The organism is Bacillus sp. GZB (assembly GCF_001975995.1).
GTDB lineage: Bacteria > Bacillota > Bacilli > Bacillales > Bacillaceae > Bacillus > Bacillus velezensis.
In genome coordinates this window covers 742,131-767,278 of the sequence record NZ_MTQG01000017.1, presented here as the reverse complement: position 1 = coordinate 767,278, position 25,148 = coordinate 742,131, and the positions used below count along the sequence as shown (strand labels likewise).

Sequence of the window (25,148 nt, the reverse complement as noted above, 5' to 3'; positions counted from 1 at the left end):
AAAGCCGCAGGAGAGAATCCTGCAGCTTTTGTTTTTATACGATTTTCGGTGTAACAGGCAAGATCTTTTTGACTTCGGCCAATACCCGTTCACTTTCTCCGCCCGCATAAATGGATATAGTTCCGCTGTCCTGATTAGAACGGATGAGGCGGCCGATTCCCTGCCGGACTCTCAAGAGCATGTACGGCAGATCAACTTCCTCAAACGGATCTTTTTTCGCTCCGTTCCGCTTTGCGGTAAACACGGGATCATGAGGCGGATACGGCAACGCCCAAATGGTCACATTCCGGAGCGAGTCACCGGGAATGTCAAGACCTTCCCATAAGTGGACGGAACAAAGCACGGATTCTTCATCCCGCTGGAATTTTTCGACCAGACTGCTGATCTCTTCATCACCTTCGTAGTATATCGGATACGGCAGCTCCCACGCGGCAGCCTGTTCTTTAAATTCCTTCATGTCTTCAAAGGAAGGGAAAAGAACGAGGGTGCGTCCTTCATTCTTCTTAATGGTTTCAATCGTTTCGGCTGTTTTCTGCTCAGACGTCATATCACCGTGAAGCGCAACAGACATTTGCTCCTCGTAATCGTACGGAGATTCAACGGTGAATGATAAAGGATCACGGATTCCGAGGCTGTCAGCGATATAATCAAATGAACCGCCCTCAGAAAGAGTGGCCGATGAGAAAATATAAGGAATCTTTTTAGAAAAGACCTTTTCTCCCAAAACTTCGGCTACAGTTCTCGGCATAACGACAAACGTTGAGTCTGTATCCCGCGTTTCAAGCCAGCTGATGGCATCCTTTTGATACAGCGACAGCGAATATGCCATTTGTTCGACGTATTCTTCTACGACTGACAGCTCGTACTTATCGATCGTATACATTTCCGATTCAAATACGAGCGCCTCGCCGATTTTATCGAGCAGACGGCACAGCTCGTCAGCCGCACGCTTAACGCGCTGGTCGTTTCGGATGTCCAATCGGTGAGAGCCGGCGATTTCCTTCGATTCCTCTGACAGCACATAGAAAAACTCATCGTTTGCGGCAAGGGCATCTTCAATCAGTTCGGCGAATTCCTCTCTGATGTCATTTTGAAGCAGACGCTCTAAAAACAGCTCAAGCGTCGACTGCTTCACGCGATAGGTTAACGCTTTTTGCGCGGCGAATTCCAGCAAATGTCCTTCATCAAACACGACGGCGCTGTGATCCGGCAAAAGCGGCAGCTGTCCTTCCCTTTTGCGTGATTCTTCCGTCCATACATGTTCCATGTAGAAATCATGGGAGCAAACAATCAGATCCGTTGATTTTCTGTAATGATCTCTTGAAAGTGTTAAACCGCATCTATGTCTCATATCACATGTTAAACAATCTTGGAAGGAATCATAGCTGACGCCTGCCCACTCTTCATTCGTCAGATCAGCGTACTGTTTGCGGTCGCCGTACGGATAAAAGCGCTGCATCGCTTGTGATTCGTGTACGAATGAAGGCAGCGACTCATAAAGATCCAGCCACTTTTCATCATCAGAACGCTGCATCGTTTTCTCCAGCTTTTTCAGACACAGATACTGCTCATGGGATTTGGACAGCCGTGTATCAATCTGCAGATCCAAATGTTCTGTCAGCTTGGAAATGTCGCCTTCTTTTTTGACAAGCTGTTCAATTAACGTTTCATCGGCGCATGCGATAATGGCCGGTTTACCAGTATATCTGGCATAGCTGATGGCAAACAGCAGATACACCAGCGTTTTCCCCGTACCGACTCCTGCCTCAGCGAACATGACCTTTTTCTCTTTAAATGCCCGTTCAAGCTGAAACGCCATAAATACCTGCTCATCCCGAAGGTCAAAGCCTTTCTCGGGAAGGATATCGTAAAACACGTCACCAATCCAATTGTTCAATTCTTCATAAAAATTCTTTTCTTTTGTTAAAGCAAAAGGCAAACGTGATGTTGTCACCCAACTCCAACCCCTAACTATTCGGCATTCAGACCATCTATAATATCATTTAACCCTTTTCAATACAATAAAAAAACTTGGCCTCGCCAAGTTTTTGCCATTATCATTTCCGGTTAATGATATGTGTACATAGGAACGGATGGTCTGTTGAATGTGTATGTTTTACCGCATTTTCAAGTTCTTCCTGTGCGTGTGTCATGGCGGAAGGACCGAACTCCGCTCCGGCTTCCTCCAACCGGAAAGCAGTTGCGTCTAACGCCTTTTGTATTTTACTGAAGTGCTCGCTGTTCAGCATAAAATAAGATCACCTCTCAAATAGAAATAATCATCATTCTATGCCGATGCTTCACTTTCTATACATGCCATTCTGAATGATCCGCACCTGACCTGCACAAACTACAACAGATATTCGATTGAATATCCATCTTCACAAAATTATTCTATCCGGGAGTGATGGTTACATGAGTTATAAAGATCGATTAGATCAGCATTCTGAATTGTTTCATCACAATTGGACGCGGCCGAAACGCTCTAAATCGCAAGTGAACGGCCACACCGAAATGTCCCAGACCAACATTATTTTACGGAGCAACGCAAAAGCGCACCGCTGGTAATGGCAGAATAAAACGTAAAGATGCCGGAGAAGACGCTGTTTCAGGCGTCTTCTCTTTGTTGCGGCTTTTTCCGCTGCGGCCGCACTTTAGCCCAGTACTGATAATAATCCGTTTTGATAAAACCGTTAAAGAGCTTCCGTTTTTTGGTTGCTTTTCTTCCGTAGACCTCTTCAAATTGTTCATTTGACGTTAACATGTAGACAGACCATGTATCAAGAGATTCAAATGCCCGGCCCATTTCTTTATACATCTGCTCGACTTCCCTTTTTTCGCCGAGCCGTTCGCCGTACGGAGGGTTTCCGACGATTACGCCGTATTCGAGTTTCGTCGTAAAATCCTGCACCCGCATTTGTTTGCATTCGATCAGGTCACCAAGTCCCGCTTCTTCTGCGTTTTCTTTGGCGATGTTTACCATCCGGTGATCCACATCACTGGCAAAGATCTGCAGCGGCTGATCATAGTTCGCCTTTTCTTCCACTTCAAGACGCGCCTTGTCCCACAGTTCTTTTCCGATCCATTCCCAGTCTTCTGAAGCAAAATCACGGTTAAAACCCGGAGCAATGTTTTGCCCGATTAAAGCGGCTTCGATGGCGATCGTGCCGGAACCGCAGAACGGATCGACGAACGGACGGTCAGGCGTCCAGTTGGTTAACAGAATTAACGCGGCAGCGAGCGTTTCTTTAATCGGAGCTCCGCCCTGATCAACCCTGTATCCCCGTTTGTGAAGGCCTGTTCCTGATGAATCCAGCGTAAGCACCGCTTTATCTTTTAAAAGGGAAATCTCTACCTTATACTCGGGTCCCGTTTCTTCAATCCATTCATTTTGTTTTCCTGATTGAAGTTTCAGCTTTTCCGCTATCGCCTTTTTGACGATCCGCTGGCAGTCGGGCACACTGGCAAGCACTGATTTCACGGACTTTCCGATAACGGGGAACTTTGCGTTTTCGGGAATGTACGCGCGCCAGTCAATCGCTTTTGTTTTTTCAAACAGCTCATCAAACGTTTTTGCCTGAAACTCGGCGACCTGTACTTTAATGCGGTCAGCCGTCCGCAGCCATAAGTTAGCGCGGCAGATCGCAAGCGCATCTCCTTCAAAAATGACTTTTCCGTTGTCTACTTTGCATTCATAACCTAAATCACGCACTTCTTTGGCGACGATCGCTTCAATTCCCATCGGCGCCGTCGCTATTAGTGTGTACTTCTTCATCGTATCACCCTGTCTCTTTTAAGCTTTCGTTTCATTCAAGATAAAAGCTCCCCTTTAAAGGAGAGCTCTAATTTGTCATATCAATAATGTTTAACGTTCTGTAAGCCATGTTTTGTTCCGTCGTACTGCAATCGGCTCATCACCTCGTACTCAGGCGGCAATCATCTATCTACAGAAAGTATTCTGTCCTTCTATCTGTTCAGTTCCTTCAAGAAGGTTCCCCTACCAAAATTTGGGTTTCTCGCTCGAGGGGTTTACCGCGTTCCACTCTCACCATTTCTGATGAGACTTCGTCACTGTGGCACTTTCAAGGATACTCAGCCATATCCGGAGACGTAGGCTTTTTTCCTGCCGTCAGCCTATGAAGGCTGCCCTAGCTTATTTCTTCGCTAGGCACGAACACTACGGGCATCTCAGCACCGTGCGAGCATGGACTTTCCTCTACAGATTCAAAGATCTGCAGCGATTACCCGAACGTTAAGAACACTTGTTCATTATAAAGCAACTTGTCTCATTTGACAAGTGCATCTGCCTTATTCGTCATAAAGTTTGCTGCCGAATACATGTTTCTCAAGGTTGGACAGCCTTTTCAGAATGTCAAAGTTGGTCGTATTGGACTGCACCGGCTGTTTTTTGCTTGCTTCTTCAAGCTGTTTTTTCAGCTGCAGATTTTCCTGCTGCAGTTCTTCAATTTCTTGATGAAAGGTTTCATAATCCTTAATAATCATATCTAAAAATTTGTCAACGTCTTCTTGTCTGTAACCTCTAACGCCTGTTTTAAATTCTTTTTCCAAAATGTCTTTCGCAGAAAGCTTTACTTTATCAGCAAGCATCTTTTTCACCTCATATCGTGAATCATCATGTTATATTTTATTCAGAAACACGTCCCGTTGTCAAATATTCTCTGACGTGTTATGTAAAGAAATCTTCTTCTTCAACGGCGGCACGGAGATCATCCATCGTAATCGAATAAATCGGATATCCGTCGGTTTCACGGCGTTTTTCTGCCTGCTGCAGCATATATTTCGGCGACCCTTCCACCTCCGGATCATATAAAAGCAAAAGCGCATCTGACTTTTCAATAAAGAACGCGTTTTTCTGCCGGAATTGGAGCGGACTTTCGTACGGCCGATGCGTCAGGCTCTCCTCATAATCTGCCTGAGCAAGCACCGCTTCATACATTTCTTTATTCGGCTCCTTCCACTTTTCCTCCTGGCCGTAGAAAGGCGTGATAACGGCAACCTTTAATTCCGGATACTCTTCTCTGAGATCGTACGCCGTTTCTGCCGCCCAAAGCTCAGTCCCCAGCTGTCCGGATATGAGAATCCATTCCAAGCCTTCGTCAATAAAGCTTCTGAGTCTGGTTTCTATCGCCTTTTTTATATAAACAAGCGCCCGGTCATCCCGTTTAAAAATCCCGAGTTCAAACGGCTTGTACCCCGTTACGGCTAATACTTTCAATTGATCACCTGCTTAAAAAATGGGGCTCCCCATCGGGCCCCATTTTGATTTGCTGATATCCTAACCGATCTTGCTTAAGCGTTCAATACTAATGATCGCAGCAAGGGCTTCCGCACTGAAAATGCTGGTGAGTTGTCGGGTCAACATTTGAAAAAGTGTGCGGATAGTAATGAACGTGCTCAAAGTTGTGGTGATTTACGTTAGTTGTATGTTGCGGATGAATATGCGGCACAACCGTGTTAGAAAAGCAATGGTGTTCACAGCAATGAGTCGGATGGACAATCGGCGGCATCACGTTTGGTCTGCAACAATGATGATGAAACATGCTAAATCCCCTCTCCATTAACTTTTATTACACTGTTAGGTTATGAAGAAAAGAGGGTGCATGTTCTAATTCAATCACCCAATTTAAAAGTGCGTCAGCAAGCTGTCTTTAAAATTCGAAAATACAAACGCAATCAAAAAAACCACGACAAAGAACAAGTAAAAAACACCTTTATACATACCAACTCTCCCCTATAAATAACTAACGCTATTTTACAAGATGCGGCACCATTCTACAACAAAATCGATGCGGATTCAGAAAAAAATATTTTTGGCGAAACAGCTCAGCTTTTGCGCTTTCCCGGGCAATATTTTAAGAGGAATATTTCCTCTTGAGCCGGGCAATTCTTACATGGAGCTTCTCGGCTTCTTTTTCCGATATTTCCCCGTCTTCTGCCGCCTGCTGTGCGGCCTGCAGAGCTTTTTTGTAATCTTTTGCATGATGCTCAAAATAGATCGCCAGCTCAACCGCTGATTGGTGTCTGCATGTGTGAAGATCAGAGCCCGTCAGTTTCTCCCAAAGGGGCACGGCGTCTTGCCTGCGGTTTTGTTTTTTATAAAGCATCGCTAAGTCAAAAAGGGCCCGATCCGAATCTTCAAAGGCTTTGCCTTGCAGCGCTTCCAGCTGCGAAACGGCGCGATCGGTTTCTTTATGAGCGATAAACCATTTCGCCATGGCGTATGCTTCCTGACGTTCTGACGTCTGATCAGAAGATGCAAAAATCTTTTTTGACATATGGATGTAAAGAACGATGAGGGAAAGCACATCTTGTTCATTATGCGAGAGCACTCCCTTTAAAAGAGCCGGGTCCTCCGCCTTTAAAAATTGAAAATACAGCATCGGCGCCAAATACCCAGGGGTGTCTTCGTCCCTTTTAAAAGCAAGCTCTTCATTTTCAACCGCCGAAAGCGATACACGCTCTAACTTATGTTTCCAAAGCCGTCTCGCCCCGTGCAGAAGATCAAAGTGCCCGAAGTCAGGAAGTTTCGGAAGCCTGTCCCGCAGCAATGTATGCCTGGTTTTTACCTGCGGCCAGTCAAAGGCTTTTCCGTTATACGTAACAAGGGACGTAATGTCAACCTCACTTAAAAAGCTTTTGTAAAGAGCCGTCTCGTTTCCCGGTTTAGGGAGCAGATGCTGTTTAACCGCGACACGGTCTTCATATACTCTTGCATGGCCGAGCAAAAAGATCATATTGCCTGCCCCGCCGCCGAGGCCGGTCGTTTCAGTATCAAAGAAGAACAGCTGGCTTTTTTCGTATCCTTCTGCTGATAAAGTATGTGTCAAACCGCCTTTATTCCATAATGCCATGACGTCATCAAGTTCACTGAAGCTGTACCGTCCGTGGCGGTGCGAAAGCGGATAGACGGTTTCGCGGATAAGACAGTATTCATCCTCAAAAAAGAAAGGCTTCACTCCGAATGCCTCCCATTCTTCTCTAAACGGGACTTGAATATCCGGGATCGAAAGTTGTGAAGCTGCCGGCTTTTTTTCAGCTTCGGGCACATTCAGGTGGTTTTTCATCCGCTTTAATTTATTTTTCAAGGACATCTTTCGTCCCCCTTTTCTTTTACACGTAATTCAAGAGCTTGAGTATCGCTTTCTTTGCATCTATTCCTTCTATTTCGGAGCCGATGCAGGAAGGACATCCGTCTTGACATGGACATTGTCTGATCAGGCGCTCAGCCCCTTCATTGATTTCATCAAATCGCTTATATACTTCATCGGCAAGTCCGATTCCGCCCGGATAATGATCATACAGAAAGATTGTCGGAAGTCCCGTATGTGCGGCTTTGATTTGCGGCACGACATGCACGTCATTTCGGTCGCACATGACGTATACAGGCACGATATGCTGCAGGACGTGGGCAATGCCTAAAAGCAGCTGTTCAAGCGTTTTTTCGCCGATCTCCGAATCCGTTTCTTTTAATTCAAGCCAGGCTGCACTGGTATGCAGTTCTTCTTCAGGAAGATGAATCGGTCCTGATCCTATATTTTCAAATGTCGTCATTTTAATTTTTTTAAATATTGTCGGAAGTGCGTTCACGGTGACGTCGCCGAAATGTAAGGCCGTTTTCTTTCTGCTGTCCGTTCTGTCAATGTCCAGCACTTTCAGCTGCACCGCTAAATTGGCATCTGTATAATATTCGACATCGACCTTTCGCACGTACGCTTTTTTATGATCCCAATCAAGCTTTTCAACCTGATACTGCACCCCTTCATGAAGATAAATCGCTTCATCATGAAGAAGCATCATCGCGCTGAAGCGGTCCATTTCTCCGATGATTTTTACATCAGCCGTCTCTGACCGGTCAACGATGACCACGTTTTCCTGTGACGCCGAACGGAGACTGATGTTGGAGGCGGGAAAAGATTCGCTCGCCCAGTGATAGCGTTCGCGGTTTTCGTGAAGCACCCCTTCTTCCTCTAAATACTCGAGAATGTCTCTCGCATCATTTTCTCCGAATGTTTCATCGGCTCTGAAAGGCAGCTCATACGCGGCGCATTTCAGGTGATCGACTAATATAATGAGATTATCAGGATTAATCCTTGCAGATTCAGGCGAGCGTTTAAAGAAATAATCAGGATGGCGCACAATATATTGGTCAATCGGATCAGAGTTCGCCACCATCACGATAAGCGCCTCTCCCTGCCGCCGTCCGGCCCGGCCCGCCTGCTGCCATGCGCTCGCGACACTGCCCGGGTACCCCGTCATCACGCAGACCTGAAGCTGGCCGATATCAACGCCGAGCTCCAGCGCGTTTGTGCTGACAACGCCTAGAATGCTGCCGTCTCTTAACCCCCGCTCTATTTCTCTTCTTTCTTTCGGAAGATATCCGCCTCGATAGCCTCTGACAGACTTCGCGCCGATTTCTTTTTTTACGATCTCCTGAATGTGGCTTAAAATAATTTCAACCCGGACACGGCTTCTGGCAAAAACAATCGTCTGGATCTTATTTTTTAAAAAAGTTTTGGCAAGTTCGTTCACTTCCGCGGTGGCGCTTTTTCGAATATGCAGCGGTTTATTTACAATCGGAGGATTGTAAAAAGCAAAGTGCTTTCTTCCGGCCGGGGCACCGTTGTCGTCAATCAGGCGCACAGATTTCCCCGTCAGCTGCTCCGCCAACTCCCTCGGATTGGCGATTGTGGCGGATGTACAGATAAATGACGGCGTGCTTCCGTAAAAAGCGCAGATTCTCATTAAACGGCGGATGACGTTCGCCACATGGCTGCCGAATACGCCGCGGTACGTATGTAATTCATCAATGACGATATATTTCAGGTTTTCAAACAGACTCACCCATTTTGTATGGTGGGGAAGAATGGCTGAATGAAGCATATCGGGATTTGTGATCACAATATGCCCTGCCTTTCTGACTTTCTGCCTGATGGCCGGAGACGTATCTCCGTCATAGGTGAAGCTTTTAATGTCCATGCCCGTCTCGTCTATGATTTCATTCAGCTCGCTTTTTTGATCCTGCGCGAGCGCCTTTGTCGGAAATAAATAAAGCGCGCGGCTTGAGGCATCTTCCGCGATAGACTGAAGAACCGGAAGATTATAGCACAGTGTTTTTCCGGAGGCCGTCGGTGTGACGGCGACAATGCTTTCTCCATTTTGAACCGTCTGAAAAGCGGAGTATTGATGTGTAAAAAGCCGCTCGATCCCCCTCTTTTCGAGAGCAGCCCGAATGTTCGGATCTACTTGCTCCGGCATCGGCATGGTTTTCGCCTCCCGCGGTTCCTCTTCATGCCAATGCACAATATTTTCATGATTTTTTAATTCCTGAATCAGTTCGCTCAGTGATTTTTTCCTCATCGTTCACACCTCTTTATGAGGTACAGTTTACCGAATATTTGTTTGCCTGGCTAGATGAAAATCCTGCACAAGAAAAAAAGCAGGGAATCAGCCCCTGCCTACTTCATTTTTATCGTAAAAAGCTCTGTTTGTCCTTTTTTCGCTTCATTTGCGCCTGCAAATTGCAAAGGTTCTGCGGCATCGCCATTCATAATCACCATAGGGATGACGGTGCTGCTTGCTTTTTCTTTTATTAAATCCAGCCGGCACGTTAAAAGCAGATCGCCTGTTTTCACTTTGTCTCCTTCTTTTACATGCGCTTCAAAGCCTTCGCCGTTCATATTGACGGTATCCAAACCGACATGTATCAAAAGTTCCGCTCCGGAAAGGGTGCGGATGCCGACAGCATGTTTTGTATGGAACAGCTGAATCACTTCTCCCTCAACCGGTGAAACAATGTCTCCGTTTGCAGGCTCGACGGCGATCCCGTCCCCCATCATTTTTTGTGAAAATACGGGATCCGGCACTGAAGCCAAATCCATCACCGCTCCGTCAGCCGGAGAAAAAATCACTTCCTCGGCCGGCTTTTTCCGGCTGTCTCCCAATCCGAATAATTTTTTCAGCAATGTGTTGTGCTCCCCTTCCTAAATGTGAATCCGTTACCAGTTTATTCTCCACTATTTAACCATACTTTCTTTTTTCCTTCAATTCTTAACCATACGGCATAACATCGCATAGTCTGTTTGTAAAAAGGCGGTGGTCATATGGATCAATCACAAAACGATAAACTTGATCCGCAAAGAAATGAGGACATCATCAGCCATGCGATGGACCAATTTTTTCACTCAGGTCCCTTCGCAGAATTGATGCAGGGTTTTCAGCACCTTGTCAATTCGGCTTTTACTGAAGCGCAAGTGACGATTGACGTCAGAGAAGAGCCGACGGGCCTCGCGGTTGATATCGGCGTTCCCGAGACGTTCCGTGACGGGGATATGCTGGTGGAAACGAAAGGGTGCTACCTTCACGTTACAATCCGCTACGATCATAAACAGGCTCATTCATCCCACATGTCTTCAAGCATGACAAGAACCGTTGTCCTCCCGTATAAGGTAAGTGAAGAAGATATGGAAACATCCTGGAATGAACAGACGCTTACCCTCTTTTTCCCAAAAAAATAAGCATGAATGATGAATATCATTCATGCTTTTTATTTGAAGATACTGGTGAAGCCTTTCACCAGCGATCCGACCTGATTTACGGCGCTTACCATCTGCCCCGTTGTATCCATCATTTTATTAAAGTCAAACTGTCCGTTCGTTTTTTTAAACTGGGAGAGTATGCCTGAGAATTGGGAAGACTGCTGCTGATTCGGTCTGGGAACGGGGTAAGGATTCACAAACTCCGGCTGACCCCCGGGCATGCCTGCCTGAGGAGGAGCGGGAGCATACGGCGGCTGCATATGACCGTATTCCTGATTCGGATAAAATTGCTGCGGGTACTGCCCTTGCTGATGATATGGCGGCTGCTGCAATGGCTGTATCTGCTGCGGATACGGCGGCTGTAATGGCTGTATCTGCTGCGGGTAGAAATATCCCGCCGGCTGCTGGTACATATTTTGATATGGCTGCGCTCTCCATTGCATATGACATTCCCCCTTGTCTCTCACTAAGTTTCTGCTATATATGTATGAATTCCGCCTTGGTTATGTGCTTTCGGTGATTCTGATCTTTGTCAAATGCTGTCGAAAGTCTTAATTTTTTAAAAACAGAAAAAAGTCGAATCGTTATGTTAACATAATCTCAACATACATGAGAGGGGATGCACCATTATGAACGTATCATACTTAAGAAAGCGTTTTGCTGAAGTGAAAAAATATGAAACAGATTGTGCAGATAAACTGATGGACTTTGCAAAATTTCTCTATATTCAAGGCCATCTCACCGCAACCGAATTTCGAAACAGTATGAAGGTTCTCGAAGCAAGTGGAGCAGAAAACCCGGCGTATGAATAACATACCCGACCCCTTTATATAAAAGAAGGCAGCCGTTTTCAGCTGCCTTCTTTTTCAATTTCATCCCTTAATATACGAAGCGTATATAAAACAGATTCAGTTAAATCCCTGTATCTTTTTTTATGAATATGATGAACATATGATTGGAGCATCAGCTCCCCGAAATTTTCTGTAACGGCCTGAATTTGTGCATGATGAACGTATTTCGGACGGTTTTCCTGAATAAACGCAAGCGCTGCTCCTGTCCAAAGCGCGCAAAGCCGGTCTCTTTTTTCAACATCGGGTTTAATCGTCTCAAAAAAATCATATGAACGGCCTGACTCTTTTCCATCCTGATACCTTTTTTCGGCTTCCAGAACCGCCTCTATCATTTGTTCTGTCAGCTCCAATAACGACTGTGTCTGCAAACGGACTCACCTCAGTACATATGGTACCAAAGTTTTTGCACAAAATCAGCTTATCCGGCAGGCTCTCGGCAAATCCTTTTTACGCCGGTCAGTCAAAAACAGGTCATCAATACAAACATGAAGCTCCCGCGCCTCTTCCTCAAGACGGGAAAGTTTCTCCTGCCTGATTTCTTCTGCTTCCGCCTGACAGGATCTGACTGCTTGAGTAAGCGTCTTTTCAGCAGCAGAAATCCGGATTTCAATATCAGAAAGCAGACGGAGAATATCAGCCTTGCTCGTGTAAACAGACATTCATGTTCCTCCCTTTTATCACTTGCGTCTCTTTCAAATATAATTCTCGTTTTCATACCGCTCTCCTCTGCACATGACAAAACTAGAAGCAGTTCGGCAAACAAACAGAGATTATCCTAAAAGGCGTGCCTTTCGACAAAAAAGTGCCGCAAACTTTGTATGAACCGGCACGTTAATGCAAACGATACAGTTGAGGAGGTGCCGTATGAAAACGAGACCGAAAAATGCAGGTAAACAGCAAAAAACCGAAGCAAAAACGACTGATACGCTTGATAAAAAATTAGGCGGCCCAAACCGCCCTTCCACGTAACACACCAGCAGCCCGAAACCCCATCGAACGGTTTCGGGCTTTTTCATTTCTTCAGCCACTCTTTAACCGCGAAGAGCGCATGGAGCTCCCGTCTTTTCTGGAAGTACCAGTCCGTCAGTTCAAGCTGTTTCGGCATTTTCTCCTGTAAGAAAGCCCCTTTTCTTAACCTTTTTTGAAACCAATCCGCCCTTTCGCCGTCTAATGAGTGGGCAACAATGGGATAGGTTGTCCTCAGCATGGGTGATGTTCTTTTTTTGATGCCGATCATTTTCTCCATATCAAAGCGTGAACCGGTATGAGGAACGGTATCAAGAAAACGGTAAAAAGAAGCGTGAAGATCAGGGCTGAACAGAAGGCGGGCCAGCTGTTTTCCGAGCGTAATTCTCTCTTCGGTTTTTGAAAACCGTTTGACGGAAATTCCGTATAAATGTCCGTCAAATGAAGGGAATATCACCGTATTAAAGTGAAACCAATCACTTAAATAAAAAGGAATCGTGCCAAAAACATTCTTTTTAAACGAAGGATTTTGTATAATAGGTGCTTGGATAGTGTTTTGTTCATTTATAATAAGAGCATACATGAGCCGTTCCGTATCTCCGTCACGCCAAAAGCGGAACCATTCTTCCTGCATAAAAGCCGAGACGCGGAAATGAGGAAGATGACGGAAAAGAGGTTCGCCGATTTGTTTTGACCACTGGTAGACCAGAAGCTGAGGATAGGCATCAGAAAAAATCAGCCAATTCGCCCTTTCATACGAAAGGAAAAACCAGTTTTTCTGACTGCTGTCAAGGCCCTCCTGATAAAGGACGCCTCTTAAATCAGTCATCGACCAGCCCGCATTGCGGGACACAAAGGATGCCAAAAGCGGCCACTTGATCTCAGGATGGCGGTCATAATATGCTTTATAGGCATTCGTCCGGGAAATATTATCGGCATTTTTTATTTTCGTCTCTTTTTCGATCAGGCGAAGAATGGCGGTTACGGTCTGTCGTTTATGCACGTTCATTCACTTCCGTCACTATTAGTTTGATAAGGAGGATGGAAAAAGTGATTCGGTACCCGAATGGAAAAACTTTTCAGCCGAACAAAACGGTTTCATCCCAAAACAGCCAGAAACGGTCTCATTCATACAGTAATCGCGGCATGACCCTCGAAGACGACCTGAATGAAACGAATAAGTATTATCTGGCTAACCAAATTGCTGTCATTCACAAAAAGCCGACACCCGTCCAGATTGTAAACGTCCACTATCCGAAAAGAAGCGCCGCAGTCATTAAGGAAGCTTATTTTAAACAGTCTTCAACAACTGACTACAACGGCATTTATAAAGGACGCTACATCGATTTCGAGGCAAAAGAAACAAAAAACAAAACGGCATTTCCCCTGCAGAATTTTCATGATCATCAGATTGAGCATATGAAGCAGGTGGTCAGGCAAGACGGCATTTGTTTTGTTATTATATCCGCTTTCGGAAAGGTTTATTTCCTCGAAGCCGACAAGCTGTTTGTCTTTTGGGAGAGAAAGGAGAAGAACGGCAGAAAATCAATTCGCAAAGACGAATTAGAAGATGCTTCCTTTCCGATTTCCCTTGGATACTCACCGAGAATTGATTATATTAGTATTATTGAACAGCTTTATTTTTCGCAGGAACAGTAGACTGAGCGAAAGGTTGATAAACGAAAGGTTGAGATGTTATGTCAGATCAATTTACGAGCCGTGAAGAACGCCGTAAGGCAAGGCAGACGAAAAGCACTAAGCCCTCTTCACCGAAAAAAGGCAAGAAACAGCGTAAAGGCGGTTTATTCAAAAAGATTGTGCTGTCCTTGGTTATTCTGTTTGTCCTTGGCATAGTCGGCGGAGCCGCGGCATTTGCCGTTTTGGTTTCCGGCGCGCCGTCTTTGGATGAAGCCAAGCTGAAAACGCCTTACTCTTCAACGATTTACGATAAAAACGGAAAAGAAATCGCGGAAGTGGGCGGTGAAAAACGAACCTACGTCCCGATTAAGGATATACCCGATGTTGTGAAAGAAGCATTTATCGCAACTGAAGATGCCCGTTTTTATAAGCACCACGGTATAGACCCGATCCGGATCGGAGGCGCCTTGGTCGCCAACTTTACGGATGGGTTCGGTTCAGAGGGAGGAAGCACAATCACCCAGCAGGTTGTGAAAAACTCGCTTTTGACCCATCAGAAAACGATTAAACGGAAAGCACAGGAAGTGTGGCTTTCACTGCAGCTGGAGCGCCATTATTCTAAAGATGAAATCTTAGAAATGTATTTAAACAGAATTTATTTCTCACCGCGCGCCTACGGCGTCGGTAAAGCGGCTGAAGAATTCTTCGGCGTAAAAGACTTGAGCAAGCTTACGGTTGAACAGGCGGCGACGCTTGCCGGGATGCCACAAAGCCCGACCGGATATAACCCGGTTAAAAACCCGAAGGCTTCCGAAAAACGCCGAAACATCGTTCTCAGCTTAATGGAAAAACAAGGATTCATTTCAAATGCTGAATACCAAAAAGCGAAGAAAGTGTCCATGAAAGATGAAGGCGTCGTCAGCCAAAAGGAATACGATAAAAAGGACACAAATAAATACAGCGCTTTTGTCGAAGAAGTTATGAAAGAAATTGAGACAAAAGAAAAGAAAGACGTCAATATTTCAACTGACGGACTGAAAATTTACACGACTCTTGATACGAAGGCACAAGATTATCTTGATCAATTGATGAACGGAGACACGGTTGGCTTTTCGGAAGGCATGCAGGGGGGCGTCACGCTCCTTGATACGACAAACGGAGAAATCCGCGCCATCGGACCGGGACGGAACAGAACTACCGGGGGATTCAATTATGCAACACAAGGTAAAACCCAGCCCGGTTCAACGATAAAACCGATTCTTGATTATGGCCCGGTCATTGAAAATAAAAAATGGTCGACTTACGAGCAGATTGACGACTCAGCTTATACGTACTCTGACGGCACTCCTATTCACGACTACGACAACAAATACAGAAATATGATATCAATGCGAGAGGCTCTCTCAGACTCTCGTAATATTCCGGCTCTGAAAGCATATCAAGCAGCCGGTAAAGATAATGCTGTCGACTTCGCAAATGACTTAGGACTAGGATTAAACAAAGAGAGTGTAACCGAATCTTATTCGATCGGAGGATTTGGTGAGGATAACCGCGGTGTATCTACTATGACAATGGCGGGCGCCTACAGCGCGTTCGGAAATAACGGAACGTACAATGAACCGCATGCGGTCACATCGATTGAATTTAATGACGGCACTAAGCTTGATTTAACACCGAAACCGAAAAGTGCTATGAGCGATTACACGGCATTCATGATTACCGATATGCTCAAAACAGTCGTGCAGTCAGGAACAGGCAGACTGGCTCAGGTGCCGAACGTGGAAGTTGCCGGTAAAACGGGTACGACAAACTTTACTAAAGGTGATATTCAAAAATATAACATTGCTCCAGGCGGAGTTCCGGATTCCTGGTTTGTCGGATACACCCCACAATATACTGCGGCGGTTTGGACTGGTGTAGAATCTGGCAACAAAGCAGGCAAGAAATCACTGTCTTCTGCAGACCAGCAAGTCGCAAAACGTATTTTCCAAAAGCTGATCTCATACGTTGATGACGGTAAAGGAAGCTTCAAGCAGCCTGACAGCGTCGTAAAAGAAACAGTTGAGAAAGGCTCGAATCCTGCCGCTTTAGCCGGACCGAACACGCCGGATGATAAAAAAGTGACGGAGTACTTCGTGAAAGGGACGCAGCCAACTGCCGTTTCTAAAACGTACACGAAAGAAAAAGCCGATAAACCGACAGGATTGCAAGTGAAATACGACAAAGATAAAAAATCATTAACCTTAAGCTGGAATTATGACGGTGATGCAACATTCAATGTCAAACAATCCGTTGACGGCGGAAGCTACAGTGACATTCAAAACAGTTCGGCAAAAGAAGCCGTCGTCTCAGATGTCACGCCAGGCTCCACATACAGCTTCCAGGTGACAGCGGAAAACGATGACGGAAAAAGCGATACGGCATCAGCATCTTTCAAAGTCCCGAAAGATGAAGAAGACGATGCGGATAAAGATAAAGCGACTGACGATGAACAGAAGACTGATGAAGATAAAGATAAGGACAAGACGCAAACCGATGATTCAAACAAAGATGACGATCAGACAGATACGTCTGACGGATCAGATCAAACACCAACTGATGACCCGGATAAAAATCAGGATCAATCCGATAAGGATCAAACAGATAACAACAATCAGAATCAGCCCGGCAACGGGACCGATAACAACGGACAGCAAGATAACGGCTCTGATAATGATTCCGATTCCGGTTCAGACGGCTCAAATAAACCTGACAGCGGTCAAACGGACAAAAACCAAGACTCATCTTCAAATATCAACGGGCAGTCCAATTCGTCAACCATCCAGTCAAATCCCGCTCATTAGCGGACGAAATCCTTCACCTCAAACAGGTGAAGGATTTTTTTCATACAAAAAAACCTCCTTATAAGAAAAGGAGGTTTTTAACATTTGTTCATGGCTTCATATTTATGATATTGTTTCTTCATCTCCGTCATCAATTCATCAAGCTGAATAAACGAGTGATATTGAGTCGGTTTTGTTAAAATAAACGCCATTCGCTCCGCCCAATTGATCGGTTCCGCGGGAAAATGCTTTGTTTCAAGCACAGTCCAGTCGAGTGATGTGACCCGCTCCCCTGCCGTCCAATGAAAAGCGGCAATCAGACAGGCAATTCCCTTCAGCATGTCATTTTGATCACATCTCGATTTTCTTGTTTGAAAAACGGGAAGCAGCGTTTCTTTCGTTTCATTCCAAATCTGAAACAGAAACGGGACATATTCGCCTCTTTCCCTCCATGGCTGCACTGTTGGCTGACCGCTGAAATCCATATACAGCGGATGGCGGCGCAGCGCCGCTTTGATCTCGAAGCTTTCCAAGTCCGTAAGGCTGCGCAGGTATGTTTCATAGTCTGCCAGAATGTCAATCGCCGTCACCGTTTCACCAGCCCTTTTTTGTCACGCTTCTGCCCTTCTCTGCATAGCGGAAGCAAAGGACATTCCGCACAGCGGGGAGATTGCGCTTTACAATGATACCGGCCGAAAAATATTAACCTGTGATGCGTAACAGACCAATCCTCTTTCGGCACTTTTTTCATTAATGTTTTCTCTACTTCCAAAACAGAGTCCTTCCAGCGGCAGATGCCGAGCCGTTTAGAGACCCGCTCCACATGAGTGTCCACTGCGATCGCAGGTACGCCGAAAGCAACAGACACGACCACATTTGCCGTTTTCCGTCCGACACCCGGCAGCTTCACAAGCTCATCCCGGTCTTTCGGCACTTCTCCGCCGTACTCTTCGATGATCATTTTGCTCAGCTTTTGAATATTTTTGGCTTTATTACGGTACAGACCGATTGATTTAATATCCTGCTGGAGTTCTTCCAGCGATACGGCAAGATAATCTTCGGGCCGTTTATATTTTTGAAATAGCGTTTTTGTCACTCTGTTGACGAGAGCGTCCGTACATTGCGCGGATAATGCGACTGCCACAACCAATTCGAAAGGATTTGAATGGACAAGTTCACATTCTGCGTGCGGAAACATATCGCCGATTTTTTCAAGACAATATTCAATCTGCTTTAAATTTAACACGTTTCTCCCCTTCTCATGTTATTGTTCCAGCCAATTGTAAAAAGGCACCTGCCTCGTATACTCTTTTTGCGGATCATTTTGTTTCGTTTGAACACGCCGGAATTTTTGGCTGTGCGCCTTCGCCTGCTCAACCGTTTTGAAGCCGTTCTTTTTCCATTCAAATAAAATCCGGTCAATATAGCGAAAACTGAGTTTCCCCGATAAAACGGCTTCTTTTAAGGCGTGTTTAATCATAATCGCATCATGCTGATCCTGATCCTGCCATATGGCCAGCGTCTCGCATTCAAGCGGCGACAGCGGTCTTCCGAACTCTTCTTCAAAGATGGTATACAGGCTTTTTTGTTCTCTTTCTGACGTTCTTTCCTGCGTTTCATTTTGAGAATGCTGCATGTAATCATACAGCTTCGCCCATAACGGCTGCAGAGAATATTTTTCAAACTTTATGCCGTTATGGTCTTCACATTCTTCAATAAACAGAAAACCTTTTTGAATAAACATTCTCAGGCAGCTTGTACATTCTTCAGCAGAGATGGACATGCCTGATTGAAGTTCAAACGGCGTCGGAAAATAAGAGCCCTTTTCCAAATGCATTTTAATCTTCAAAAGCAGGATCAATTCGGTTTCATTCAGCCCGAGCTGCCGGTAATGTGTCAGCAGCAGGTTGGGAATGCTTGAAATGCCGAGTTCCTGCATATCTATAAATTGCTGTTTTTTCATCCTTACACCTCTTACTGTAAAAGGTTATCTCCGGGAGCTTTCCCCTTTACTTAGAAAAAGTCTCCCTTGCAGGAGACTTCGTTTTTTAAAACTATTACGGATACAGACGGTTCAGAAGTCTCGGGAACGGAATCGTTTCACGCACGTGAGGCGCTCCGCTGATCCAAGCCACTGTCCGCTCAAGTCCAAGGCCGAAGCCGGAGTGCGGAACAGAACCGTATTGTCTGAGTTCAGCATACCATTTGTAAGCATCTGAATCCAGACCGTGTTCTTTTAATCTTTCTTCCAATAAATCCATATCATGAACGCGTTCTGAACCGCCGATGATTTCCCCGTAGCCTTCCGGAGCAATTAAGTCGGCACATAACACGACATCGTCACGATCTTTGGCAGGCTGCATATAAAACGGTTTTAATGACGTCGGGTAATGAGTGATAAACACCGGTTTGTCATAGCTTTCTGCGATCGCTGTTTCATGCGGCGCACCGAAGTCATCTCCCCACTCAATATCGTCAAAGCCTTTTTCTTTCAGGAATTCAATCGCTTTATCGTACGTAATGCGCGGGAATGGCGCTTTGATTTGTTCAAGCTTCGATGTGTCTCTTCCTAATGTGTTCAGCTCGATCTTACAATGTTCCAACACACTTTGTACGATGTATGCAACATAATTCTCCTGAACTTCAAGGTTTTCTTCAAATTCAACAAATGCCATTTCAGGCTCAATCATCCAGAATTCGATGAGATGGCGTTTCGTTTTTGATTTTTCCGCTCTGAACGTCGGTCCGAAAGAGAATACTTTTCCGAGCGCCATTGCAGCTGCTTCCATATACAGCTGGCCGCTTTGAGACAGGAAGGCGTCTTCATCAAAATATTTCGTCGCGAACAGCTCAGTCGTGCCTTCCGGAGCGCTTCCCGTCAAAATCGGCGGATCAACTTTCACGAAGCCTTCTTTATTGAAAAATTCATAAGTCGCACGGATGATTTCGTTGCGGATTTTCATAATTGCGTGCTGGCGTTTCGAACGGAGCCATAAATGTCTGTGATCCATTAAGAATTCCGTACCGTGCTCTTTAGGCGTAATCGGATAATCAGTCGCTTCGTGAATGACTTCAATGGATGTAACAGCAAGCTCATAGCCGAGCGGTGAACGCTCGTCCTCTTTCACAATTCCTTTTACATAAAGTGACGTTTCCTGTGTCACTGATTTCGCGATTTGGAAGATGTCTTCTTCTACTTCAGCTTTAACGACAACTCCCTGAATGAAGCCTGTACCGTCTCTCAGCTGTAAAAATGCGATTTTACCGCTTGAGCGTTTATTAGCGACCCAAGCTCCAATCGTTACTTCCTCGCCTGTGTGTTTATACACTTGGTTGATTGTTGTTTTCAAACTCTTTCCCTCCAGAACAAGAAAGACATTCAGGAATCTGCCTGAATCTCTTTTTTCATCACTTTATTATACCCGTTCTACTCTAACGGGGTCAATGCAAGTGAAAAGCGGCTTTAAAAGCCGCTTTTTCAGAATCAGCTGTGTTTTTCCGTGAAGCGGCGGATTCTTTCGACCGCTTCTTCTAAAAGATCAAGTGACGTTGCGTAAGATAAGCGGACGTTGTCCGGTGAACCGAAACCCGAACCCGGCACGATGGCGACTTTTTCTTCTTCCAGAAGCGCCTTGACGTATTCATCGACATCTTTGAATCCGCAGTTTTCTGCGGCCGCTTTGGCGTTAGGGAACAAGTAAAACGCCCCTTCAGGCTTGACACAGGTGAATCCGGGAATCTCACTGAGCTGAGCGTAAATGGTGTTCAGTCTGTGCTCAAATGCCTGTCTCATCTCTTCCAGCGGCTCAGCCGGACCGTTATAGGCCGCAATAGCGCCGTATTGAGCGATAGACGTCGGATTTGATGTGCTGTGGCTCGCAAGGCTCGTCATCGCTTTAATAATCGTCTCCGAACCCGCCGCATAGCCGATCCTCCAGCCCGTCATGCTGTGAGATTTCGACACGCCGTTAATGATGATCGTCTGCTCTTTCAATTCATCTGAAAGCTGTGCGATTGAGACGTGTTTTTTTCCTCCGTATGTAAGCTTCTCATAAATCTCGTCAGAAACGATCAGAATGCCATGCTCCAGACACACTTTTCCGAGTTCCGCAAGCTCTTCTTTCGTATACATAACACCTGTCGGGTTGCTCGGTGAATTGATAATGAGCGCTTTTGTTTTCTCAGTGATAGCCTGCTTCAGCTGCTCCGGTGAAATTTTAAACTGATTGGATTCCAGCCCTTCTGCATAGACGGGACGCCCCCCTGCCAGTTTCACCTGCTCAGGGTAGCTGACCCAGTAAGGAGTCGGTATAATCACTTCGTCCCCTTCATCGAGAATAACCTGAAATAATGTATACAGAGCGTGTTTCGCGCCGGTGCAGACAATGATTTCTGACGGCTTATATTCAATCCCCTGGTCGTTTTTGAATTTTTTTGCGATACTGTCTTTCAGCGCCGGCAGACCGCCTGAAGGCGTATATTTCGTATGGCCTTCATTCATGGAACGCACCGCGGCATCTATAATGTGCTGAGGCGTATTAAAATCCGGTTCTCCTGCTCCGAGGCCGATGACATCATGGCCTTCTGCTTTCAGCTCTTTCGCTTTTGCAGTAATTGCTAGTGTTGCAGACGGTGTTAATGCGGATACTCTTTTTGCCAATTTCAACTTGAACTCCCCCTAATACGTCTCACGGTGTGATGTTTTTGAGAATCTTGCCGCTTGTAAAGTCCACATAGCTGAAGCTATATTGCCCGCTTTTGTTGATATAGGTCACTTCCCATAACGGAACATTGTTTTCTCTCGCCGGGTGAACGCCATTCAGCTTGGAAACAAGCCCTTCGTCCCGAACGATCTTGGCAGCCTTGCCGCTTGAAATGCCGTCACTGGCTTTTTTTGAGAGAATTTTTGCTTTTTTGTCGGCCGGAACCCATACATACATATCTTTTCCATGTTTATCCGTTCCGGTAACAACATAATATTTCTGTTTGCCGACAAAGGTCTCCACTTTCTCAGCATCTGTCAGATCCGTTTTTTCTTTAGCGGCTGCGGCAGCTGTTTCGTGGCCTTCTTCTTTTTGAGCCATTGCAGATTTAAAAATGCTGGCCGAAAATAAAAGAACTGCTAAAAAAATAATACCAAATACGGCTGTAAATATTAATGCTTTTTTTCTCATCTTTTTCACCTATGTGCGATAAATGGTGAAGACCGCTTCATTTTGATTTTCTTCGTCGAGCGCAAGGCCGAACATCAGATTGTCCCGTTTCAAAGTCCGGTTTAATGTATCGACGATTTTATATAAATCATCTGAATGCTCCACATTAATCGTTGACAGAATTTCAATTTTGCTTTCCATTTTTATACCCTCCATCGGTCGAACAAATTTTGTTAGTCATAACGGGATGCGCCCGCGGCATAATAAAATCACAAGGCGGCATGAACCCGCTTTTACTATAAAAACAATTCCTCATCCCACACCACGAAAGCCGCGTTTATGCGGCTTTTATTCCGTTTGGCTGACATAAGCCGCCATTTCGGCATCCGTCAGTTCCAAAAGAGATGAAGTCGGGAGCGCTTCAAGAAACAACCGTCCGTATCCCGCCGTTTTTACACGCTGATCTAAAAGAACGATTGTTCCCTTGTCTCCCGCCGTACGGAGCAGGCGCCCGATCCCCTGTCTGAACGTTAACACGGCCTCAGGCAGGGAAATCGTCTGAAACGGATTTTTCCCCTGTTTCTTGGCAAATTCGCATTTTGCGGCATGAAGCGGATTGTCAGGCGCCCTGAAAGGAAGTCTTGCGATCATGACGGTTGACAATTCATCCCCCGGAAAATCAACGCCTTCCCAGAAATGATTCGTCCCGAGCAAAATCGCCCGGCTTGCCGTTTTAAAGGTTTTCATTAATTTACCGGGACTCCCGCCCGAAATACCTTGGGCGAGAAGCTGAATGCCTGAGATCTCCATACTGAGTTTCAGTTCCTGATACACTTTTTTCAGCATATCATGAGACGTAAACAGGACAAGTATCTTCGGCTGTTTTCCCTTTGACATGATTTCTGCATACTTGGCAATATGCTCAATGACTTCCCGCTCTCCGTCATATTTAACGGATTTCATCTCTTTCGGAATGATGACGTTCATCTGATCATCGTAAGAAAAAGGAGACGGGATGCTTTTGGTGCGCGGATAAAAATCCGCAAGTCCGAGCCTTTCAATCATAAATTGAAAAGACTGCTCCACCATTAAGGTCGCTGATGTGAGCACAACGCTTTTTTTGCGGGCGAAAAACTGGTCTGCCAGCATTTCACCGGGCTCCAAAGGCTGTGCATAGATGCTGACGGCATTTTTTGCGCCCTTCGCATCAATTTCAACCCAAACGGCTGCTTTCTCATCATTTTCAAACAGCAGCCTGCTGAACGTATCACGATATTCTTTCAGCCCCCTGATACACTTTACATATTCGGCCGCTAAAAAAGCCGCTCCGCTTTTCATCTGTTCAAGCTTTTGATGTAACAGTTTCTCCTGTACTGAAAACATGTCAAGCAGCTGATCCAGCATCGCGCAAAGCCGCTCCGCTCCGTCCGTTATCATGTGAAACCCTTTATCCTGGCTTTTATGATTGAGACTATAGACGAGACGGTTCAGATCGTCTTTAGGTTTTCTTCGTTTGACAAAAGAATGCACTGAACTGAAAAATGCGTCGCTTTCCGATTGAATATGCTTCATCCACTCATCGGCGTCAAAAAAACTTTCCGCCGGCAGTTCATACGTATAAAACAGTTTTCTCATCCGCTTTAACAGTCCGTGTTCCTTTAAGGTTCCGATTCGGCTGAGCTTTGTGTGCAGTCCGATGTATGAAGCTCTCTTCCCCAGGTGCTCGCTGGCAGCGCGTTCGAAATGATGCGCTTCATCAATGATGATTGTTCCGCTTGCAGGCAGTTTTTTCGTTTCACTGCTTTGATCTGAAAACAGCAAAGCATGGTTTGTGATAATCAGATCTGCGGCCTGCGCTTTTTCTTTAGCCCGTTCATAAAACCCGGCAGCCGAGTCCTTCCCTTTTTTAAAAAAAGAATTCTCATCGTAAGCCATGCGCTCCCACAGCAATCTGCCGCCTGATGGAAGATTCAGCTCAGCGGCGTCGCCCGTTTCAGTCTCCGTCAGCCAGACGAGAAGCTGCGCTTTCGTCAAAACCGCATCATAGTTGTCATCTTCCTCATGCAGAATATGTTCAAACTTAGGCAGGCACAGATAATGTGATTTCCCTTTTAAAATAGCGGCTTTGACCGGCCAAGGAAACATACGCTCCAAAAGCGGAAGATCTTTAGACATGATCTGCTGCTGCAAAAGAGTAGAGTACGTGCTGATAATCACGGGAGTCTGCTCCGCTTTGGCAAATAAAACAGCCGGAACGAGATAACCGATCGTTTTTCCGATGCCGGGTGCCGCTTCAATCAGCGCATGCTCCCGATTGCGGAAGGCGCCAAGCACTTCATCCATCATCGAAAGCTGCCCTTTCCGCTTTTCATAGCGGGGGAGGATGCCGGATAAGATCTGTTCTTTTTCTTCGTTCCACTTTTCAAGGTCAATGGCCGCATTCACCGGACGGGAAACCGGAATGTGATCGGGCTCTTTAATTGAAAAAGAGGCGTATGGAATGCAGCTCTTTTCTTCCGCCGGCCTGCTTTCATGTATAAAAGAATCCAAAAGCAGCGTCAAATCGCTGATAAAATGCTGTGAAAGCCTTCTAAGCTGCTTTAATGTCGGTAAAGGCAAATGTTTCAGTTTATGTAAAATGTCTAAAAAGACCAGTCCCGTAACCTCCGCATCGCTGTCTGCGCGGTGAGGGCGGTCATGAACAATATTCAGCTCCGCGCACAACTCACCGAGCTTATATCCTTCAAACCCCGGGAAAACAATACGCGAAAGCTCAACCGTATCAAGCACTTCACAATCCGGCAGCTCATATCCCGCTTCGCTCAGTTCATGCCGGACAAATCCGAGGTCGAAATGAATATTGTGGGCAACAAAATACGCGCCGTCAAGCAGATGAAAAATCTCCTCTGCGACCGCTTCAAACGGCAGTTCATTTTCAACCATTCCGGACGAAATTCCGGTCAGCTGTTCAATAAACGGCGGAATGACCTGATTCGGATTGATATATTTTGAAAACCGCTCAGTTATTTGTCCATTTTCAATGACAACCGCTGCGATTTGAATGATTTTATCGCCCTTTTTCGGCGAATTTCCTGTTGTTTCGACATCTATGACAACGAACCGTTGTTTGTTCATTAAAATGGACACCTCAATTCTTGCATA

Annotated in this window: 27 protein-coding genes, 1 other RNA gene and 1 pseudogene; 6 read left to right on the top strand and 23 right to left on the bottom strand. The window is 45.6% G+C overall.

What is annotated here, in order from left to right:
• Nucleotides 1-34: 34 nt before the first annotated feature.
• Both BXO87_RS14805 and BXO87_RS14800 read right to left on the bottom strand, forming a co-directional pair.
• Nucleotides 35-1,954 carry an ATP-dependent DNA helicase gene (locus BXO87_RS14805; RefSeq protein WP_038458943.1) on the bottom strand — a complete coding sequence of 640 codons (1,920 nt, stop codon included), beginning with the start codon at nucleotides 1,952-1,954 and terminating at the stop codon, nucleotides 35-37.
• A 103-nt stretch (nucleotides 1,955-2,057) separates the two neighbouring features.
• A complete protein-coding gene (locus BXO87_RS14800; protein ID WP_003153550.1) occupies nucleotides 2,058-2,249 on the bottom strand; it encodes a hypothetical protein in 192 nt (63 codons plus the stop codon).
• A gap of 166 nt (nucleotides 2,250-2,415) precedes the next feature.
• Between BXO87_RS14800 and BXO87_RS14795 the strand changes: the two genes are divergently transcribed.
• The gene (locus tag BXO87_RS14795; RefSeq protein ID WP_003153548.1) at nucleotides 2,416-2,568 is read left to right on the top strand and encodes a YpzG family protein; all 153 of its coding nucleotides are present in this window, start codon (nucleotides 2,416-2,418) and stop codon (nucleotides 2,566-2,568) included.
• Between the two features lie 40 nt (nucleotides 2,569-2,608).
• Here the strand turns inward: BXO87_RS14795 and BXO87_RS14790 are convergent, their stop codons facing one another.
• The 9 genes and pseudogenes from BXO87_RS14790 to BXO87_RS14755 form a co-directional block, all read right to left on the bottom strand.
• Nucleotides 2,609-3,775 carry a THUMP domain-containing class I SAM-dependent RNA methyltransferase gene (locus BXO87_RS14790; RefSeq protein WP_076851382.1) on the bottom strand — a complete coding sequence of 389 codons (1,167 nt, stop codon included), beginning with the start codon at nucleotides 3,773-3,775 and terminating at the stop codon, nucleotides 2,609-2,611.
• Between the two features lie 96 nt (nucleotides 3,776-3,871).
• Nucleotides 3,872-4,253, bottom strand: an RNA gene (rnpB, locus tag BXO87_RS14785) — RNase P RNA component class B.
• 55 nt (nucleotides 4,254-4,308) lie between these two features.
• Nucleotides 4,309-4,608, bottom strand: a complete 300-nt coding sequence (gene gpsB, locus BXO87_RS14780) for a cell division regulator GpsB (protein WP_003153541.1) — start codon at nucleotides 4,606-4,608, stop codon at nucleotides 4,309-4,311.
• A 79-nt stretch (nucleotides 4,609-4,687) separates the two neighbouring features.
• Nucleotides 4,688-5,236, bottom strand: a complete 549-nt coding sequence (locus BXO87_RS14775) for an SLOG family protein (RefSeq protein ID WP_070082012.1) — start codon at nucleotides 5,234-5,236, stop codon at nucleotides 4,688-4,690.
• Between the two features lie 88 nt (nucleotides 5,237-5,324).
• A complete protein-coding gene (gene cotD / locus BXO87_RS14770; protein ID WP_003153539.1) occupies nucleotides 5,325-5,561 on the bottom strand; it encodes a spore coat protein CotD in 237 nt (78 codons plus the stop codon).
• Nucleotides 5,562-5,644: 83 nt separating this feature from the next.
• Nucleotides 5,645-5,752: pseudogene (locus BXO87_RS20580) on the bottom strand (hypothetical protein); the annotation flags it as partial.
• A gap of 121 nt (nucleotides 5,753-5,873) precedes the next feature.
• Nucleotides 5,874-7,112, bottom strand: a complete 1,239-nt coding sequence (locus tag BXO87_RS14765) for a ribonuclease H-like domain-containing protein (RefSeq protein WP_076851381.1) — start codon at nucleotides 7,110-7,112, stop codon at nucleotides 5,874-5,876.
• A gap of 19 nt (nucleotides 7,113-7,131) precedes the next feature.
• A complete protein-coding gene (locus BXO87_RS14760; RefSeq protein WP_076851380.1) occupies nucleotides 7,132-9,378 on the bottom strand; it encodes a DEAD/DEAH box helicase in 2,247 nt (748 codons plus the stop codon).
• A 98-nt stretch (nucleotides 9,379-9,476) separates the two neighbouring features.
• Nucleotides 9,477-9,983: a PTS sugar transporter subunit IIA gene (locus BXO87_RS14755; RefSeq protein WP_012117833.1), complete on the bottom strand. Its 507-nt coding sequence runs from the start codon at nucleotides 9,981-9,983 to the stop codon at nucleotides 9,477-9,479.
• Between the two features lie 138 nt (nucleotides 9,984-10,121).
• On the opposite strand from BXO87_RS14755, the gene BXO87_RS14750 reads away from it, so the two are divergent.
• Complete coding sequence (locus BXO87_RS14750; RefSeq protein ID WP_076851379.1) at nucleotides 10,122-10,535, top strand: hypothetical protein; 414 nt, start codon at nucleotides 10,122-10,124, stop codon at nucleotides 10,533-10,535.
• 29 nt (nucleotides 10,536-10,564) lie between these two features.
• Here the strand turns inward: BXO87_RS14750 and BXO87_RS14745 are convergent, their stop codons facing one another.
• Nucleotides 10,565-10,999 (bottom strand): YppG family protein, encoded by a 435-nt coding sequence (locus BXO87_RS14745; RefSeq protein WP_076851378.1) that lies wholly within the window; start codon nucleotides 10,997-10,999, stop codon nucleotides 10,565-10,567.
• Nucleotides 11,000-11,185: 186 nt separating this feature from the next.
• Between BXO87_RS14745 and BXO87_RS14740 the strand changes: the two genes are divergently transcribed.
• Nucleotides 11,186-11,368 carry a YppF family protein gene (locus BXO87_RS14740; protein ID WP_003153532.1) on the top strand — a complete coding sequence of 61 codons (183 nt, stop codon included), beginning with the start codon at nucleotides 11,186-11,188 and terminating at the stop codon, nucleotides 11,366-11,368.
• Between the two features lie 38 nt (nucleotides 11,369-11,406).
• On the opposite strand, the gene BXO87_RS14735 is transcribed toward BXO87_RS14740, so the two are convergent.
• Together BXO87_RS14735 and BXO87_RS14730 are read right to left on the bottom strand one after the other, a co-directional pair.
• Nucleotides 11,407-11,775 carry a YppE family protein gene (locus BXO87_RS14735; RefSeq protein ID WP_070082017.1) on the bottom strand — a complete coding sequence of 123 codons (369 nt, stop codon included), beginning with the start codon at nucleotides 11,773-11,775 and terminating at the stop codon, nucleotides 11,407-11,409.
• A 45-nt stretch (nucleotides 11,776-11,820) separates the two neighbouring features.
• Complete coding sequence (locus tag BXO87_RS14730; protein ID WP_039063257.1) at nucleotides 11,821-12,066, bottom strand: DUF5446 family protein; 246 nt, start codon at nucleotides 12,064-12,066, stop codon at nucleotides 11,821-11,823.
• Between the two features lie 205 nt (nucleotides 12,067-12,271).
• Here BXO87_RS14730 and sspM point away from each other — a divergent pair, with 205 nt between their 5' ends.
• On the top strand, nucleotides 12,272-12,376 hold the full coding sequence (gene sspM, locus BXO87_RS14725) for an acid-soluble spore protein SspM (protein ID WP_003153525.1): 105 nt from the start codon (nucleotides 12,272-12,274) through the stop codon (nucleotides 12,374-12,376).
• 43 nt (nucleotides 12,377-12,419) lie between these two features.
• Here the strand turns inward: sspM and BXO87_RS14720 are convergent, their stop codons facing one another.
• On the bottom strand, nucleotides 12,420-13,382 hold the full coding sequence (locus BXO87_RS14720) for a DUF2515 domain-containing protein (protein ID WP_032861546.1): 963 nt from the start codon (nucleotides 13,380-13,382) through the stop codon (nucleotides 12,420-12,422).
• A gap of 41 nt (nucleotides 13,383-13,423) precedes the next feature.
• Here BXO87_RS14720 and recU point away from each other — a divergent pair, with 41 nt between their 5' ends.
• Nucleotides 13,424-14,032 carry a Holliday junction resolvase RecU gene (gene recU / locus BXO87_RS14715; RefSeq protein WP_003153521.1) on the top strand — a complete coding sequence of 203 codons (609 nt, stop codon included), beginning with the start codon at nucleotides 13,424-13,426 and terminating at the stop codon, nucleotides 14,030-14,032.
• A 38-nt stretch (nucleotides 14,033-14,070) separates the two neighbouring features.
• On the top strand, nucleotides 14,071-16,854 hold the full coding sequence (locus tag BXO87_RS14710) for a PBP1A family penicillin-binding protein (protein WP_076851377.1): 2,784 nt from the start codon (nucleotides 14,071-14,073) through the stop codon (nucleotides 16,852-16,854).
• A 77-nt stretch (nucleotides 16,855-16,931) separates the two neighbouring features.
• On the opposite strand, the gene BXO87_RS14705 is transcribed toward BXO87_RS14710, so the two are convergent.
• From BXO87_RS14705 to dinG, 8 genes are all read right to left on the bottom strand, one after another.
• Entirely contained in the window at nucleotides 16,932-17,423 is a 492-nt protein-coding gene (locus BXO87_RS14705; RefSeq protein WP_070082019.1) for a YpoC family protein, read from the bottom strand.
• Nucleotides 17,420-18,079, bottom strand: coding sequence for an endonuclease III (gene nth / locus BXO87_RS14700; protein WP_003153517.1), 660 nt, complete (start codon nucleotides 18,077-18,079; stop codon nucleotides 17,420-17,422). The genes BXO87_RS14705 and nth overlap by 4 nt, the downstream gene beginning before the upstream one ends.
• A gap of 18 nt (nucleotides 18,080-18,097) precedes the next feature.
• Nucleotides 18,098-18,796: a DNA replication protein DnaD gene (dnaD, locus tag BXO87_RS14695; protein ID WP_070082021.1), complete on the bottom strand. Its 699-nt coding sequence runs from the start codon at nucleotides 18,794-18,796 to the stop codon at nucleotides 18,098-18,100.
• 94 nt (nucleotides 18,797-18,890) lie between these two features.
• Nucleotides 18,891-20,183, bottom strand: a complete 1,293-nt coding sequence (gene asnS / locus BXO87_RS14690) for an asparagine--tRNA ligase (protein WP_003153515.1) — start codon at nucleotides 20,181-20,183, stop codon at nucleotides 18,891-18,893.
• Nucleotides 20,184-20,317: 134 nt separating this feature from the next.
• Nucleotides 20,318-21,499, bottom strand: a complete 1,182-nt coding sequence (locus tag BXO87_RS14685; RefSeq protein WP_007612190.1) for a pyridoxal phosphate-dependent aminotransferase — start codon at nucleotides 21,497-21,499, stop codon at nucleotides 20,318-20,320.
• A 22-nt stretch (nucleotides 21,500-21,521) separates the two neighbouring features.
• On the bottom strand, nucleotides 21,522-22,007 hold the full coding sequence (tseB, locus tag BXO87_RS14680; RefSeq protein WP_007409483.1) for a cell wall elongation/penicillin-binding protein regulator TseB: 486 nt from the start codon (nucleotides 22,005-22,007) through the stop codon (nucleotides 21,522-21,524).
• 9 nt (nucleotides 22,008-22,016) lie between these two features.
• Nucleotides 22,017-22,187, bottom strand: a complete 171-nt coding sequence (locus tag BXO87_RS14675; RefSeq protein ID WP_003153512.1) for a YpmA family protein — start codon at nucleotides 22,185-22,187, stop codon at nucleotides 22,017-22,019.
• A 147-nt stretch (nucleotides 22,188-22,334) separates the two neighbouring features.
• On the bottom strand, nucleotides 22,335-25,121 hold the full coding sequence (gene dinG / locus BXO87_RS14670; RefSeq protein WP_038460823.1) for an ATP-dependent DNA helicase DinG: 2,787 nt from the start codon (nucleotides 25,119-25,121) through the stop codon (nucleotides 22,335-22,337).
• Nucleotides 25,122-25,148 lie beyond the last annotated feature (27 nt).